Source organism: Bacillus sp. K2I17 (assembly GCF_002209985.1).
Taxonomy (GTDB): domain Bacteria; phylum Bacillota; class Bacilli; order Bacillales; family Bacillaceae_G; genus Bacillus_A; species Bacillus_A wiedmannii.
In genome coordinates, this window is the sequence record NZ_NJGF01000035.1 from 25871 (window position 1) to 40253 (window position 14383).

Genomic DNA, 14383 nt, shown 5'->3' on the forward strand with positions numbered 1-14383 from the left:
GTGAAAGAAGTGATAGACAAAATGCCTATCACTCAAAAATAAAATATAAAACTTACGGATTAACAGATTCCCCATCACCATTTTTCTCAATTTCAAGCATGTTTTTGTCGTACATTTTAAAGAATGGTAAATAAATAAGGAATGATATTGTTATGTTTATAAATACGAGTACAATCGCTCTCCAATCCCCACCTGTTGCTAAATATGCACCAATTGGAGCTGGTAATGTCCATGGAGGCATTATATGTGTTGGTGTAACAAACCCCATCGCAGTTGCTGAGTATGCAATAGTTGCTGTTACTAGTGGTGTAATGATAAATGGGATAATTAATATTGGGTTTAGTACGATTGGCAATCCAAAAATAACAGGTTCATTAATATTAAAAATACCAGGTACAATACAACTTCTCGATAATGCTTTCGAATATTTCGATCTACCAAATACGATCATGGCTAATACAAGTCCTAGCGTTGCGCCCGAACCACCAATCCATATAAACCATTGGTATAATGGTTCTGGTGAAATGAATGGTAACTGATTTGCGCCACTAGCAACTGCTTCACCATTTTTCCCTAAATATACTTCCCATAATGGCCGGGCAACAGTTCCAACAACCGACACACCATGGATTCCGAATGACCAAAAAAATGTAATTAAAAATACTGGAATGATTACACCGAAGTAACTATCACCAGCTTTTACTAACGGTGCCGCTAATTTATCAACTACATGATGTAAATCAATACTAAAAACGACAGTTACTAAACTCATTAAAATAATAACGAATGCAGCAGGTATAAGTGCTTCAAACGAACGTGAAACAGACGGCGGTACTTGTTCTGGCATTTTAATCATTACATTTTTCGTCTTACAAAATCTTAATATCTCAACTGATAAAATAGAAACAATCATTGTCACGAATAATCCATGACCCCCGAGATTTGTCATCGGAAGCATAAACCCTTTTTTATCAATTAATTCAGGCGTTAATGTTAATAGTAATGAACATACTGCAAGCTGTGCTCCTGATAAAGCATCTAGCTTATAACTTTTCGCTAAATTATATCCTATTCCAAATGCTATATATAAAGACATAATAAACATCGTTAAACGATATGGTATTAATATACTTGTTTGATTTTTTAATGCCCAAACAGATATGAAACTATCTTTCGGTAATGGTGGAAATGCTACGATTAAAAAGAAACTTCCTACAATAATAAATGGTAACGCTGAAATAACTCCATCACGGATTGCTTGTAAATGCCTCTGTTCAGAAAGCCTTGCCATCGGTCCAGATAAGTTTCTATCAAGAAACGTGACAAATTTATTCATAACGCTTCCCCCTAACTAATTAAATCATTTACAGTTTTTAATAAAGTCGGTCCGCCAAGCGGCGTGTATGCTTGTGGCGGTATGATACCGCACGGGATAGATTCCTCTTCTGCGAATTTTTTAACAGAGTCAAATCTATGTCTTACTTGAGGTGCAACCATTACAACGTCCCAGCCATTCTTTACTTCTTCCTCTATCTCACTTGTTCCAATGGCATGGACTTCCATGTTTACACCTTTTTTCTCCGCCTCTTTTTTTAAAGCGTTTACAACAATTGCACTGGACATCCCTCCAGAACAAACGAATAAAACCTTCATTTATTAATCCTCCTATACTTATAAATTATCCCCTTCGGATGAAAGGGAATTTCACTTTACTAACAAGCATATGAAGAAGTAAAAGAATTTAGTTATATTGAAAGTAAATTTCAGTAAAAATATTTTTCCTATTAAATTAATGTTTCAATATTTATTTTTCTCAATTGTAAGTACAACCTCACCTCGGATATCATATTAGCTAACCATATAATAGGGAGGCGTATAAATGATCATGAAACGTTTATTAGTGATATGTTGTATCGTCATCTTTTTTATTCCTTTCTCTTTTATTTCTCCTCACTCTACTTATGCTGAAGTAAATACTACGTATAAAAAACATGAATTACGTGCTGTATGGATCGCATCTGTTCTTAATATTGATTGGCCCTCAAAAACTGGCTTACCCATCGGAAATCAGAAGCAAGAATTTATTAGATTATTAGACGATGTAAAAAACACTGGTATGAATGCAGTTGTTGTACAAATTAAACCAACTGCTGATGCTTTTTATCCTTCAAATTACGGTCCTTGGTCTGAATACATTACGGGGACACAAGGAAAAGACCCTGGATATGATCCACTCGCATTTATGATTGAAGAAGCACATAAAAGAAATATAGAATTCCACGCATGGATTAATCCATATCGAATAACGATGAATCACACTGATATAAATCGATTAACGAATAATCACCCTGCAAAACAGCATCCGGATTGGGTTGTACCTTATGGCGGGAAATTATATTACAACCCTGGTATTCCAGAAGTGAAAAAATTTATAACAGAAGGTGCTTTAGAAATTGTACAAAATTACGATGTTGATGCACTACATATGGATGATTATTTTTATCCATATAAAGTAGCGGGTGAACAATTCCCCGATCAAAAAACGTACGAAACATATAATAACGGTAGATTTACAAATATAGAGGATTGGCGACGTGACAATGTAAATGAACTTGTAAAAGATTTAAATACTGCTATAAAACAAGAAAAATCATACGTAAAGTTTGGCATAAGTCCGTTCGGCGTATGGCGAAATATAGCTGACGATCCAACTGGCTCTAACACAACTGCAGGCCAAAGAAACTATGATGACCTTTATGCTGATACACGTGAATGGATACAAAAAGGTTATATTGATTACATTACACCGCAAATATATTGGAATATTGGTTTCACACCAGCTGCATATGACATATTAGTAGATTGGTGGGTAAAAGAAACACATAATAAACCGATTCACCTATACATCGGTCAGGCAGCCTATAAAATTAATAATAATTCTGTCCCCGCTTGGTCTGATCCTGAAGAATATCCAAGACAAATTACATTAAACCGGTTATCCCCTGAGATAAAAGGTAGTATGCATTTCAGCTTAAAAGATATTAATAACAATCCTCTAGGCATTAAAGATAGACTCACAAACGACATATATAAACATCCTGCATTAATCCCGCCTATGCCTTGGCTTGATCATGATCCACCAAAACAACCGACTTTAAAAGGTGCTATTCCAAGAGATGAAGGTATTGCAGTAGGTATCATTGATAATAGAGAGAATGACTCTGCTTATTACGCCATTTACCGTGTGAATGGAAAAAATGAAGTGGATATACAAAATCCAAAACATTTACTTACTACTGTAAGAAAAACAAAACTTGGAGAGATTTATGTAGATAAAACAGCTATTTCTGGAGAAACCTACACGTATGTAGTAACTGCAGTTGATCGATTGCATAATGAAAGTGTTGCTTCTAGTCATACAACCGTTAAAGCAAAATAACAACTAATAAAAAAACGCCTTAAAAGCTAAGAACTATAGCTTTAAGGCGCTTTTCATTTATTTATTTTTAAACTTCTCAGTCGCTGCTCTCATCTTCACATTCAAATCGTGATCAATCGAGTCACGAATATCTCGCTCGACTACTTCCATTTCTTTTTGGAAATTTTGCAAGTAGATTTTTAATTCTTCTTCTTTTTCTGGTCGTTGTGAAGGTGGTAATTGTACGACTAACGATAGCATCGCTGTTAAATCTTTCATTAAGAACGTTTCAAGTTTATGTTGTTGTTCAAACATACGTTGCTCCTGATAATACGGCAAGGCATTTAATACTGAAATTGTAATTTCATCAACCGTTCTTTGTAATGAAGGGTTTATTGAGCGTTTATACGTTTGAATTGTATTTAATGCATCTGGATATCGATCATAAAAATACAATTTATAAAATGAAAGGTCTGATGGTTTTACTGTTTGCTGCGTTTCTTGTCTTAAAAAATCTTTTACTTTCATCGCCGCTACATCAATATCTTCATTAGTAAGTTTTTTCGTTGTTTTTGCCATTACATGTACTTTTTTCTGTTTTTCTTTCGGTAACATTGAGAATACTTGCTCTCTCGTACGTTGACCCGATGCACAAAAAAGAGTGTTTAATGTATATTGTTCTTTCTTTCCTTCCGTACGAATCCAGCGATAAAAGAGTGGGTGTTGTGTAAATTCTTGTAGAAACGGTAATGATTTATTCGATAACTTATCTAAAGAATCATGTGCTCTTTTATATGGTTTCGTCCATGAAAAATACAGTTTACGTCCGAAATATACAACTAAAACAACGACAGTAAATGCGATTAATAGCAATGTACCCAATAGTACTAATACTGTTTGAATGAAACTCATTTTTTCACCTCCTCTAAAAGTCTGTTATTTCCTTGGACGCTGAATGAGTTTTTGTTTCATTTCATCATTAAATGTGTCTAATTCAACTACAAACTTCTTACTTGACTCGATAATACGTTCTGATGATTTCTCAGAAGCTTCAATCGCAGCAAATACATTTTGGAATGATTCACGTAATTTATCCATGCTAATAGCAGGATTTTCAAGAAGTTTTGTTGTCTCTTCTGTATTTTGTTTTAATGCTTGTGAGTTACTTAATACCATTGATTCAATTGCTTCATTTGTCGCATTCACTGCATCAATTGTTTTACGCTGATTTGTTAACGCTAGCTGGATAGCAGCTGAAACTGTTACAACGTTTTGCGTCATCGTAATTGCATTACGAATTGCCTCTGTTAACTTTTCATTATTTTTCTTAATAATGTCTACAGATGCGATAGATTGTAATAGTACACTTTTCGCTTGCTGCATATTTCGTGTACGTACTAGAATTTTTTCTAATGCATCGTTAATTAATGGAATATCTCTTTGGCGTTCTGGATTTTGTTTCTCAGCTTCCAGCATACCAGCGAGTTTTCTGCCTAAGTATACTTGTTTATCAAGAGCGTGAATTTTATCATGCGATTGTTCTTTAAGCATTTCAAGACCCACTGTATCTTCTTGTAAGTTGTCACGACCAATTAGAAGGGATCTTATAATCTCTTCAATTTGTTTATCTATAGATTGATATTTATGCACGTATGTTTCAAGTGGATTTTTCTTGAATACTTTAAACATAATTTTCTTCATACCACTTGCTTTTAATGAATTCGGATCAAGCTCTGATACCACTTTGCGTAATTCTAACAATGTATTTGGAATTTCTTCATTCTTTCCATTCATCATCGCTGTTACAGGACGTTTTAATGCTGATAACGTTTGTCCTGCTGCTTGTTGCTCTTTATCCCCTAAATCTCCTAGCTGTGACAATACTTTTGATAAATCCGTATTTTGCTCGCTATTTAATTTTTGTACATAAAGATCAGCTTCTTTATTCAGTTCCTCTAATTCTTGATCTTTTATAACTGTATCTACTACTACTTCTACATTATTATCTTTCACAATGGATACAGGTTCTTTTTTCTCGAGTTCAGTCAACAAAATCGCTCCTTTATTTATATGTGCGAATTTATATGCACTATATTTCATCTATTATATCGTATTTCATATACATTCTAACTGCTTGAAATCGATTTTTTTAGAAATGCCTGTTTATGCAGTCATTCCCTGTTTCTTAGTATAAGTATACCTGTTCTCAACATTATTTTCCTCAGACTTAAGACCTAGAGAACAACATGCTGAAGGCGGATTCTTCGTATGTTACGTATATAAATTACGTCCTTCCCATCCTACTGTACTCAATCTTTTGACATACACCCTTTTTCAATGTGATAATTATATTACGCTCAATCCTAACTCTTCTTAAGCGCTACAAATGCTCCATTTTGAAATGTCAATAAGACCGTTTCAAACATTTCATCTTCTTCAATCATTTTTCTAAACTCGGCTAACTCACTTGCATGAGAGGTTGCGTTATCAACAACAAGAAAACCCTTTGGTTGTAAAATGCGTTTTATATGCTCAAGCCACCACATGTATTGCGTCCGTTCTGAATCTAGGAAAATAAAATCAAATGAATGATCTAGTTGCACATCTAAAAATGCCCCTGCTTCTTGATTATGAACATCAATCCTTTGTAAAAGGTTTGCCTTTTCAAAATTGACTAGTGCCTCTCCAACTCGTTCTGAAGAAAGCTCTACAGTTGTTACATTTCCATTTGTTTCTTCTACCGCGCTAGCTAACCACAATGTAGAATAACCATTAGAAGTTCCAATTTCTAAAATGCTTTTTGCGCTACATCCTTTTACTAAAATTGATAAAAATTGCCCCATCTCACGAGAAATATTCCGTAATTTTTCTTCCCGTGTTTTTTTATTTCGATCATGCTCTTCTCCATATTGTTCAAGTTGAAATAATAATGAATCTAACGTATCCATTCTTTTCATCGCCTTTCCAAGCAATATGATGAAAAAGCTCTTGCTGCCCGTCTACTTTCATTATATGCGAAACGAAATCCTTTTTCTCGTTATATGACAAAGATTTGAATTTTTTTATAGCATATTGTTTCGTTTTTTGGTAAAGTTAATTTCTACGTGCAATTATTCCATTCATACTATTTTTAATTCAATTGCAGTTGTTAAATCATATAAACCCCAATTAAATGAATCGGTATTTCAAATTCAATTAAGCGCCCTTTCCGGACGCATTTTCTTTTGTTTATATATTTCTAGAAGAAAGGATGCTTACAATGAACGTGATTAGCTTAGATGCTGCTCGAAAACGAAAACAGCATAAAAAATTAATGATTACTATACCGATTATTTCACGTATTTATGAAGAAGATGGGGAAATTAAATTTGAGGTAGCAGGCGAAAAAGATGTACCTCTTGAAATGTTAGAGAAATAAAAAAAAGACGCACTTCTAAAGAAATGCGTCTTTTTTTATACCGTTACATTTAAGTGCATAAGTTTTTTAGGATTAACCATCATATAAATGTTTGAGATTTTCTCATTCTCAAATGTAAATGAAAGCACATAAGTCACTTTATTATTTACTTTAACAATAACACCTGGGGCTCCATTTACCATCTTATAATCAACATTGTACTCTTCCGGGAACTTCTTCCCAATTCCAAAGAATAAACGTATAATTCTATCTGCAGAATAGATTGGATGGATTGCAGTTGTAGCTTTACCACCACCATCAGCTTTTAATATCGCATCTGTTTTTAATACTTCTAACATGCCTTGTGCATCCCCACACTGCAAAGATGATACAAATTTCTCCACATAGGCAGCCATCTTCTTCGTACTTAATGTTGACTGCTTCGGCTTACCCAAAATACTTTTCCTTGCACGTTGAAAGATTTTTCGGCAGTTCGCACTACTCTTATCTACAATTGAAGCGATTTCTTCGTATTCATAACTGAAAACCTCTCTTAATATGAAAACAACTCTCTCTACCTCAGACAATTGTTGTAAAAGTAATAAATATGCCGTAGAAATTGATTCTTTCATTACAAATGACTCTGATGGATCATCAACCTCTTCCACAAATGGCTCTGGCAACCACATTCCGACATATACGTTCCGTTTATGTGCTGCCGAACGTAATTTATCAATTGAGCGATTTGTTACCATTTTACATAAATAGGCTCTCATATTTTCTATAGTTTGAACGTCCTCCATATTATTAAGTGATATAAATACGTCATGGACGATATCTTCAGCATCCATAACACTCCCAAGGATTCTATATGCTAACGAAAATAATAATGATTGATACGTTTCATATAATTGCTCCGTTTCCATGATGAACTGCCTCACTTTCGGATTGCTTTAATATGTGTAACGCTGCACGTTTTCCGCTTGCCACCGCAGCATCAGCTAATATTTCATCATGCCCAGCCCAATCTCCTGCAACATAAACACCTGGCATTCCAGGTATGTTAGGGCCTGGTTTTTCAACACGGTCAATATGAGGAAAATCATATACTACCGTTATTTTCGGTAAATATTGCTGTGCAACAACTTCTCTTTTCCAATTCGGATGTAACAATTCCATCATATTTTCTAACTGTTCTTTCTCTTCTTGAATATGATTCAGTTCTAGTACAGGGTTATGGTATTTAATTAGACTCACTACAATTGATCCATCTTCACTTAATTTCGCTGCTCTCGATTGATTCGTGAAAAATATAGGTTGATCTAATCCCAATGCAAAATGATGTAAAGGATTCGGTAATTGTTTTAAACCAATATCTAACGCTTCCACGGTCACTTGTATAGATTGTTCACTCCATTTTTGCAAACTTGTTCCTTCTGTACCTTTTATAATTTTACATGCCTCTTTCGGTGGAGTTGTTACAATGACTGCACCTGCTTCAAATACTTCATCGTCAAAACATTGTATTCTTTGTTTTCCTTCACAATGCTCTATTTTTAAAACATGCTTTTTAGCCAGAAATTGTACACCACTAGTATTCGCTATTCCTCTTAAATTTGTTATTATCGTCTCCCAACCACCATCTACATAAAGTACTCCTTCTTTCATAGAAAGCTGTATTTGCTTTAGTACGGAAGATGCTAATTGTATTGTAGGAGCATACGTATATGTTGTTGTTCGGCATAATGCATAAAATATATTTCGAACCATTGGATCTTTAATTTCATTTTCTGCCCATGTAGTTAGGCTCATTTTCGGAACTTTTCCTACATCTAAGTTTCCTAAATGAATCATAAGACGAGCGAACTGTACTTTTGCAGACCATGAAAGTAACGGTGTTGATAAAATGGAGCGAAAATCTGTTGGAATGGTATAAATATCCCCTTTCCATATTCCATGTGCTTTTGTAGATGGGATTCCACCTGGAAGGTTTACTCCTAGCTCATTAAAAGTTATAAACGCTTCTCCACCTCTATATAAAGCATGTGCACCAAGATTCATACAAATGCCGTTTTTATTTATAGTCATCCCTCGGCCGCCGAAGTGACTGGACTTTTCTAATACAATAACTTTCCTTCCAGCTTTCGCTAAATATATAGATGCTGTTAATCCAGCAAGCCCACCACCAACAATTGCTACATCAAAATTTTTCATAATAAAATCCCTCCTTATACGTTCTACATACAAGACGAACGATTAAGGGGGGATGTGACATTCAGTTACACATAATTTATTTCACCTAACCACTTTATTGCAGTATCAACTGTCAAACAGTTTCACCTTCTACAAACAAACTTATTTACATAATAATGTTATTTTCTAATCAATTACATGCTGGTGCCAAATTTCACTTTCTTCTTCACTCATTCCTCCAATTATTTTTGAAAAATCTATATTTCTATCAAACGAGTCTTTTAACATAAAAAATTGTTCAAACGTTCCTGTAAATATTTCTAATGAATGCGAACAACAAATCGTTTCAAGGTTATCAATTGTTGCGCCATCTAATTCTAATTCCTTTAGCCCATTCATTTTACCTAATGCCGCTCCATCCTTTACCTTTGTATCTGTCAATTTTATATTTTGAATTGACGCATTGTGTTGAAAACAATTTAAATTAGCAATGATGCTATTTTCAAATTCAATTGTGATTAACTTATTTAAATTTTGCAAAACAAGCAAATCCAATTCACTAACATTCTCTAAACCTAAAATATATAAATGCTTTAAATTATCTACTTTCGAAATCGCATAGAGCTGCTCACGATTTGAAATATGTACAGAAAGCGATTCTAATTTTTGAAACTGCGGTAGCAACGAAAAATCTTGAATACTAGTATGTGTAATATTTAATTTTTTTAATGATGACATTTCTACAAGTTCCGATAAATTATTTATCTTCGTATTCTTTATATTCATTTCTTGTAAGTGTTTTAGATGTATGATTGGCGTTAAATCTTGAACCGGATTATTAACTAAATATAACTTCTTTAAAGAATTCATTCGTTCTAATCCTGCTAAATCTCGAATTTCATTTCCGGATAAAATTAGTTCTCTCACTTCTGTACACATCTGTAATGGACTAATATCTACTAACCCTTTTCCACCTAAATATAATCTCTTCTCTCTAATAAACCTGTCTGCACGTTCAGATGCACCCACTATACATCTCCAATTCTCATCTAAACTATCGTACCAATCATTAACGTTATTTTCAGATTGAAATATAAATTGGGGCTGTAAAACAGGTAATTCAATATTAAATAAAGCGTCTAAAAAATGTATATTATCATTAGCACCATAACTCCAATATAAATAATCTTCCTCTTGATGAATGGTGAAATTTTTATTTTTTAGCGTTTGTAAAATAAATAGTAACAAATCTGAAATTCTATTTGCAATTACATATTTCACTTCTTCATCTCGTCCAAAATTAATAACTTGTCCCACTTTCCCCTTTTCATCTGGATCAACATCTATTCCTAAATTGTTACCGCCATAATCTTTACTAATAGGTATCCAATTGTGATTCACATATCTTTCCTTAATATATTCTGTTGGTATTGAAAATGCATCAAAATTAAAAAAATCATCCTCTTCAATTCTTTTCCATATTCTCCACTCATCCAAAACTTCATCTAACGAGAGAAATGGCAAACCAAAAAACAACCCTGGTCCTGATTTATCCTCACCGTTATGTGCAAGATAAAGATTACGTAATTCATCTGGAAACGCAATTCCCATTTCACTTTCGGCATATTGAATTTCTTCTATTGTTGCAGGTGCATTCAAAAACGGTTGAAAGTAATTTTTTAATTCAACTTCCAACTCTTTTAAAATAGTATGGTTCATTTTCTGCACTCCCCTTGTACTCCAAATTAAAAAAGCGCTATATTTTACATTAATTGTAATTAATAGCACCTTTTTTCGCAATGCAACTCTTGTAATTATAGTGCATTCAAATGAACATTTTTATCACTTTACAAACCAAGGGCAGCAACGCTTTCACATTTCAATAACTAGACTCATATCCTAAATTCAAATTGCATGAAAATATAAGAAAGGCGGGTAATACAAATGACTTCTAATATCGACTACACTTCCCCCTCAACCAATTTCACCCATGATTTAAATAAAAGTAATTTTTTTAAGAAAGATGCCCAAAATTATATAAACGTACTTGGCATAAAACAATTAAATACTTTAGAAAATACTTCTTTATTAGATATCTATTTAAGTACAGGAAATGTTGTAGAGCCACATATTCATCAAAATGCAGCTGAACTTGTTTACTGTATTTCAGGATCTGCTGTTGTTTCCTTACTTAATCCTTTTACAAACCAAATATTAAACTTACCGATAAAACCAGGGCAAGTTGCCAACATTCCACAAGCGTGGTGGCATTATGAAATTGCTACAGCAGATGGTACTCACTTATTAGCTATTTTCAATGCCCCAACCCCAGAAGTTATTTTTGGTTCTGATATTTTAAGATTAACTCCCGCTAATATGATGGCTCATACTTACTGTCTCGATGAACAACAATGGAAACAAGCGATATCCCCTATTCAATCCACTACAGTAATTGGTCCTCCAGCAAACTGTAATCAGAACCGCGGCACGATAACCCCAACAACTCAGCCTCCTAACCAACAACAAAATTTATATTACCAAGATTCATACTATTTCCCTCTTTACTGGGGATATTAATTTATTTCATTAATAGACAATTATTGATCTCCTCGGAAAATACGTAGGAGATTTTTTATTGTATATCTACCATTCCTATTTTTTTCGTAACAATTAATAGAGTACATACATATACTATTTATATATTTAATTGGAGGTGATAGTACTATGAGTAATTATAACTATCGAAAAAACTACTCTAATAATAAAAATAGTAGTTCATCAGCATCCTCTCAGTCTTCGAATTCTCAATCTTCCAATTCCCAATCACAAAGAGATTTAGCCGAACAAGGCTATGTAAAGAAAAAAGGATGTAACTGTAATAAAAACAAATAGTTTATTACTAATTTGAACTATAACATTTCAACGCTCACGATAAATAACTTTCTTCCCTTGTATACCGTTTATGAAATGGATGAATTCTATTTTTAATAGAATTCATCTTTTTTATTTATAGGTAATTTTTTCAAATCATTTAACTTATTCCATAAATAATAAAGTATAAATCATGCATTCTGATTTTTCTTATATACTAACTTCACAAAGAGTAATTTCTCAATTAATTTATCACCTATCTTCCCATAAAATATAGCCCCTCCTAATAAACTTAGGAAGGGCTATATACAAATGCCAATTTAAATTTCAAACAGACATTGTAACAAATTAAACGATATTAATACCTGCACTTACAAATCCAGCAACTGCAGCTATTGGACTTGCTGCTGTTAACGAAACGTATAACAGTATTTTATCCCCAGCTGCTACTGGAATAGCTTCAGCTATGATCCCTGATGCTGTAGAACCAATCGCTATTGCGGCAAATGCTGGTGTTAATAATAGAGGTGCGCCTTGTACTGTAAACGTATTACTTGCTGGAGGTGCAGTTAATATTTGTATCTGCACTTGAACAGGTGATAATGGAGCTAATGCAGCTGTTGCACTAAAGAAACCTGCTAATGACGTAATAGTTCCTGCGCGTGGTGCTACAAATGCATAATCACCTATACCTAATGCTAATGTGATACTTGTTCCACCAGTTAAAGCTACACCAGGCTGACTAAATCCAAATCCAAGAAGAGTTCCTGTATTAGCTATTAACGCGTTAACTAACGCAGATGGTGTTGTACCTGAAGCAAATGGAATAATAGCTCCGCCACCAGTTGCTCCTGTTAAGCCTGTTGCTCCTGTTACTCCTGTTGCTCCTGTTGGACCTGTTGGACCTGTTGCTCCTGTTGCTCCTGTTGGACCTGTCGCTCCTGTTGGACCTGTCGCTCCTGTTAAGCCTGTTGCTCCTGTTACTCCTGTTGCTCCCGTTGGGCCTGTTGCTCCTGTTACTCCTGTTGCTCCACCAGTACCTGCTGGACCTGTCGCTCCTGTTGGGCCTGTTGGACCTGTTGCTCCTGTTGCTCCCGTTGGACCTGCTCCGGTTCCTGCTGGACCTGTTGGACCTGTTGGACCTGTTGGACCTGTCGCCCCTGGAGTAGCATTGATTAATTGAATTAATAAATTAAAAAGAAGTTGTAAAGTTGCAGAATCAACATTTGAGTTGCAGGATATAGGGATAAGATCTAAAGCGAAGAAGAATTGTGCAAGGGCGCTATAAAATTGTTGCAATAATGTTGACAATTGTCCTAAATTAGGTGCTGGAGATTGTAATAAAACTATAATACTTTGAGTTAATTGTTTCAAAAAATTAACTTCTGGAGAAGGTAATAAGGAATTTAAGAAAATTAAAAATTGATTAAATAAATCGAGTAACACTAATCTGTTTGCATTACTTGGATTTGCAAAAAATGCTGAAATAGCTGATACTAATGAGTTTAGTAAAGTAATTAATTGACTTAATTGTTCCCTAGTAATAGGAACTGACTGTGGATTTTTACAACAATCTGCTGAAAAAACAATCGGATTGCAGTTATTATGATCAAAACAATCATTATGTTTCATTTATTTCCTCCTTACTTTTCTTATAGTTGAGTGTTTTCCTATTCTAAGTACTATAAAAGATGCGATTGAAAAAAGTAGTTGAGTTATATGTTTCTCTTAAAATAGGAAACATGAATGATAATCAAACTTGAAAACGTTATTTAATTATGTTCATGACTCACATATTAATTATATGTTTTTAATAATTGACTGCTTAGATTAAACACCTAAACTTAAGAGTTTATTTTATTTTTCCACGTTTATCTCTTAGAGCCAAAGACACATTTTAAGTTGAATACAAAACTCGAATTTACGATTAATATACATTCCGCAAGTAACAACATCATTTTTTCATATAAGTAAAGAACATTTCTTTACTAAAATTGGGCTCACCTTATAAAGGGGAAGCCGTTTCTATTATAAAAAACTCTCATACAATATAGTGGACAAGTTATTTTATACTTCGTTCTAATAAAATATTGTAAGGAGTGAGAATTAATTGCCAATCATCCAACCATTTATGGCATCTAGAAGATTTACATCTACACTAGGAGCTGGAACAGGAACAGGTGCAGCTTTTGCAATTGCCGCTACAGCTTGTTTAAACGATGCTGGTACTACTGCAACTGCTTTTCCGACTTTTACGTATTACAACTTTTATGTAAACGGCATTCTTCAACCTAGTGTGGACTCCAGTATTACTACTGGACCTACTGGTGCTATTACAATTCCTGGCGGAGATGCATTAGACGGCGGAATTCCAATTACAATCGAATTTATCGTCACTTAGTTTATCTACTTTAATGTAGAACAAAAAGACAGATTCTTTGGTCTTATCCCCGTCAAGTAGACAGCTTTAAAAAAAGACTAAGCAGCCATTGAGATTCGATATT

13 protein-coding genes are annotated in these 14383 nt (G+C 34.0%); 4 read left to right on the forward strand and 9 right to left on the reverse strand.

The window, feature by feature from the left end:
• Window positions 1–52: 52 nt before the first annotated feature.
• Together CER22_RS25385 and CER22_RS25390 are read right to left on the reverse strand one after the other, a co-directional pair.
• Window positions 53–1336, reverse strand: coding sequence for a PTS sugar transporter subunit IIC (locus CER22_RS25385; RefSeq protein ID WP_048546835.1), 1284 nt, complete (start codon window positions 1334–1336; stop codon window positions 53–55).
• 11 nt (window positions 1337–1347) lie between these two features.
• Window positions 1348–1653, reverse strand: coding sequence for a PTS sugar transporter subunit IIB (locus CER22_RS25390; RefSeq protein WP_000865895.1), 306 nt, complete (start codon window positions 1651–1653; stop codon window positions 1348–1350).
• Window positions 1654–1879: 226 nt separating this feature from the next.
• On the opposite strand from CER22_RS25390, the gene CER22_RS25395 reads away from it, so the two are divergent.
• Entirely contained in the window at window positions 1880–3439 is a 1560-nt protein-coding gene (locus CER22_RS25395) for a glycoside hydrolase family 10 protein (RefSeq protein ID WP_088063359.1), read from the forward strand.
• Window positions 3440–3496: 57 nt separating this feature from the next.
• Here the strand turns inward: CER22_RS25395 and CER22_RS25400 are convergent, their stop codons facing one another.
• The 3 genes from CER22_RS25400 to CER22_RS25410 all read right to left on the reverse strand — a co-directional run bounded on the left by CER22_RS25400 (window position 3497) and on the right by CER22_RS25410 (window position 6375).
• Window positions 3497–4330: a DUF3974 domain-containing protein gene (locus CER22_RS25400; RefSeq protein ID WP_000008384.1), complete on the reverse strand. Its 834-nt coding sequence runs from the start codon at window positions 4328–4330 to the stop codon at window positions 3497–3499.
• A gap of 24 nt (window positions 4331–4354) precedes the next feature.
• Window positions 4355–5467 (reverse strand): toxic anion resistance protein, encoded by a 1113-nt coding sequence (locus tag CER22_RS25405; RefSeq protein ID WP_000137411.1) that lies wholly within the window; start codon window positions 5465–5467, stop codon window positions 4355–4357.
• 314 nt (window positions 5468–5781) lie between these two features.
• A complete protein-coding gene (locus CER22_RS25410) occupies window positions 5782–6375 on the reverse strand; it encodes an O-methyltransferase (RefSeq protein ID WP_088063428.1) in 594 nt (197 codons plus the stop codon).
• Between the two features lie 302 nt (window positions 6376–6677).
• Here CER22_RS25410 and CER22_RS33235 point away from each other — a divergent pair, with 302 nt between their 5' ends.
• Window positions 6678–6836 carry a hypothetical protein gene (locus tag CER22_RS33235; RefSeq protein WP_001100983.1) on the forward strand — a complete coding sequence of 53 codons (159 nt, stop codon included), beginning with the start codon at window positions 6678–6680 and terminating at the stop codon, window positions 6834–6836.
• 35 nt (window positions 6837–6871) lie between these two features.
• Here CER22_RS33235 and CER22_RS25425 read toward each other — a convergent pair whose 3' ends face one another.
• From CER22_RS25425 to CER22_RS25435, 3 genes are all read right to left on the reverse strand, one after another.
• Window positions 6872–7741 carry a sigma-70 family RNA polymerase sigma factor gene (locus CER22_RS25425; protein WP_088063357.1) on the reverse strand — a complete coding sequence of 290 codons (870 nt, stop codon included), beginning with the start codon at window positions 7739–7741 and terminating at the stop codon, window positions 6872–6874.
• Window positions 7719–9029, reverse strand: a complete 1311-nt coding sequence (locus CER22_RS25430; protein ID WP_088063356.1) for a phytoene desaturase family protein — start codon at window positions 9027–9029, stop codon at window positions 7719–7721. Before CER22_RS25430 ends, CER22_RS25425 begins: the two co-directional genes overlap by 23 nt.
• Window positions 9030–9194: 165 nt before the next feature.
• Window positions 9195–10727 carry an SMI1/KNR4 family protein gene (locus CER22_RS25435; RefSeq protein WP_088063355.1) on the reverse strand — a complete coding sequence of 511 codons (1533 nt, stop codon included), beginning with the start codon at window positions 10725–10727 and terminating at the stop codon, window positions 9195–9197.
• Window positions 10728–10952: 225 nt separating this feature from the next.
• On the opposite strand from CER22_RS25435, the gene CER22_RS25440 reads away from it, so the two are divergent.
• A complete protein-coding gene (locus tag CER22_RS25440) occupies window positions 10953–11585 on the forward strand; it encodes a cupin domain-containing protein (RefSeq protein ID WP_046955871.1) in 633 nt (210 codons plus the stop codon).
• A gap of 642 nt (window positions 11586–12227) precedes the next feature.
• Here CER22_RS25440 and exsJ read toward each other — a convergent pair.
• The gene (exsJ, locus tag CER22_RS25445) at window positions 12228–13511 is read right to left on the reverse strand and encodes an exosporium protein ExsJ (RefSeq protein ID WP_088609925.1); all 1284 of its coding nucleotides are present in this window, start codon (window positions 13509–13511) and stop codon (window positions 12228–12230) included.
• 478 nt (window positions 13512–13989) lie between these two features.
• Between exsJ and CER22_RS25450 the strand changes: the two genes are divergently transcribed.
• Entirely contained in the window at window positions 13990–14280 is a 291-nt protein-coding gene (locus CER22_RS25450) for a DUF4183 domain-containing protein (RefSeq protein ID WP_088609926.1), read from the forward strand.
• Window positions 14281–14383: the final 103 nt, after the last annotated feature.

What these genes read in the sequence shown, in the direction of transcription:
- CER22_RS25435 (WP_088063355.1), bottom strand. Translation starts at nt 10,727, where the DNA reads ATGAACCATACTATTTTAAAAGAGTTGGAAGTTGAATTAAAAAATTAC.
- CER22_RS25390 (WP_000865895.1), bottom strand. Translation starts at nt 1,653, where the DNA reads ATGAAGGTTTTATTCGTTTGTTCTGGAGGGATGTCCAGTGCAATTGTT.
- CER22_RS25385 (WP_048546835.1), bottom strand. Translation starts at nt 1,336, where the DNA reads ATGAATAAATTTGTCACGTTTCTTGATAGAAACTTATCTGGACCGATG.
- CER22_RS25395 (WP_088063359.1), top strand. Translation starts at nt 1,880, where the DNA reads ATGATCATGAAACGTTTATTAGTGATATGTTGTATCGTCATCTTTTTT.
- CER22_RS25440 (WP_046955871.1), top strand. Translation starts at nt 10,953, where the DNA reads ATGACTTCTAATATCGACTACACTTCCCCCTCAACCAATTTCACCCAT.
- exsJ (WP_088609925.1), bottom strand. Translation starts at nt 13,511, where the DNA reads ATGAAACATAATGATTGTTTTGATCATAATAACTGCAATCCGATTGTT.
- CER22_RS33235 (WP_001100983.1), top strand. Translation starts at nt 6,678, where the DNA reads ATGAACGTGATTAGCTTAGATGCTGCTCGAAAACGAAAACAGCATAAA.
- CER22_RS25425 (WP_088063357.1), bottom strand. Translation starts at nt 7,741, where the DNA reads ATGGAAACGGAGCAATTATATGAAACGTATCAATCATTATTATTTTCG.
- CER22_RS25400 (WP_000008384.1), bottom strand. Translation starts at nt 4,330, where the DNA reads ATGAGTTTCATTCAAACAGTATTAGTACTATTGGGTACATTGCTATTA.
- CER22_RS25430 (WP_088063356.1), bottom strand. Translation starts at nt 9,029, where the DNA reads ATGAAAAATTTTGATGTAGCAATTGTTGGTGGTGGGCTTGCTGGATTA.
- CER22_RS25410 (WP_088063428.1), bottom strand. Translation starts at nt 6,375, where the DNA reads ATGAAAAGAATGGATACGTTAGATTCATTATTATTTCAACTTGAACAA.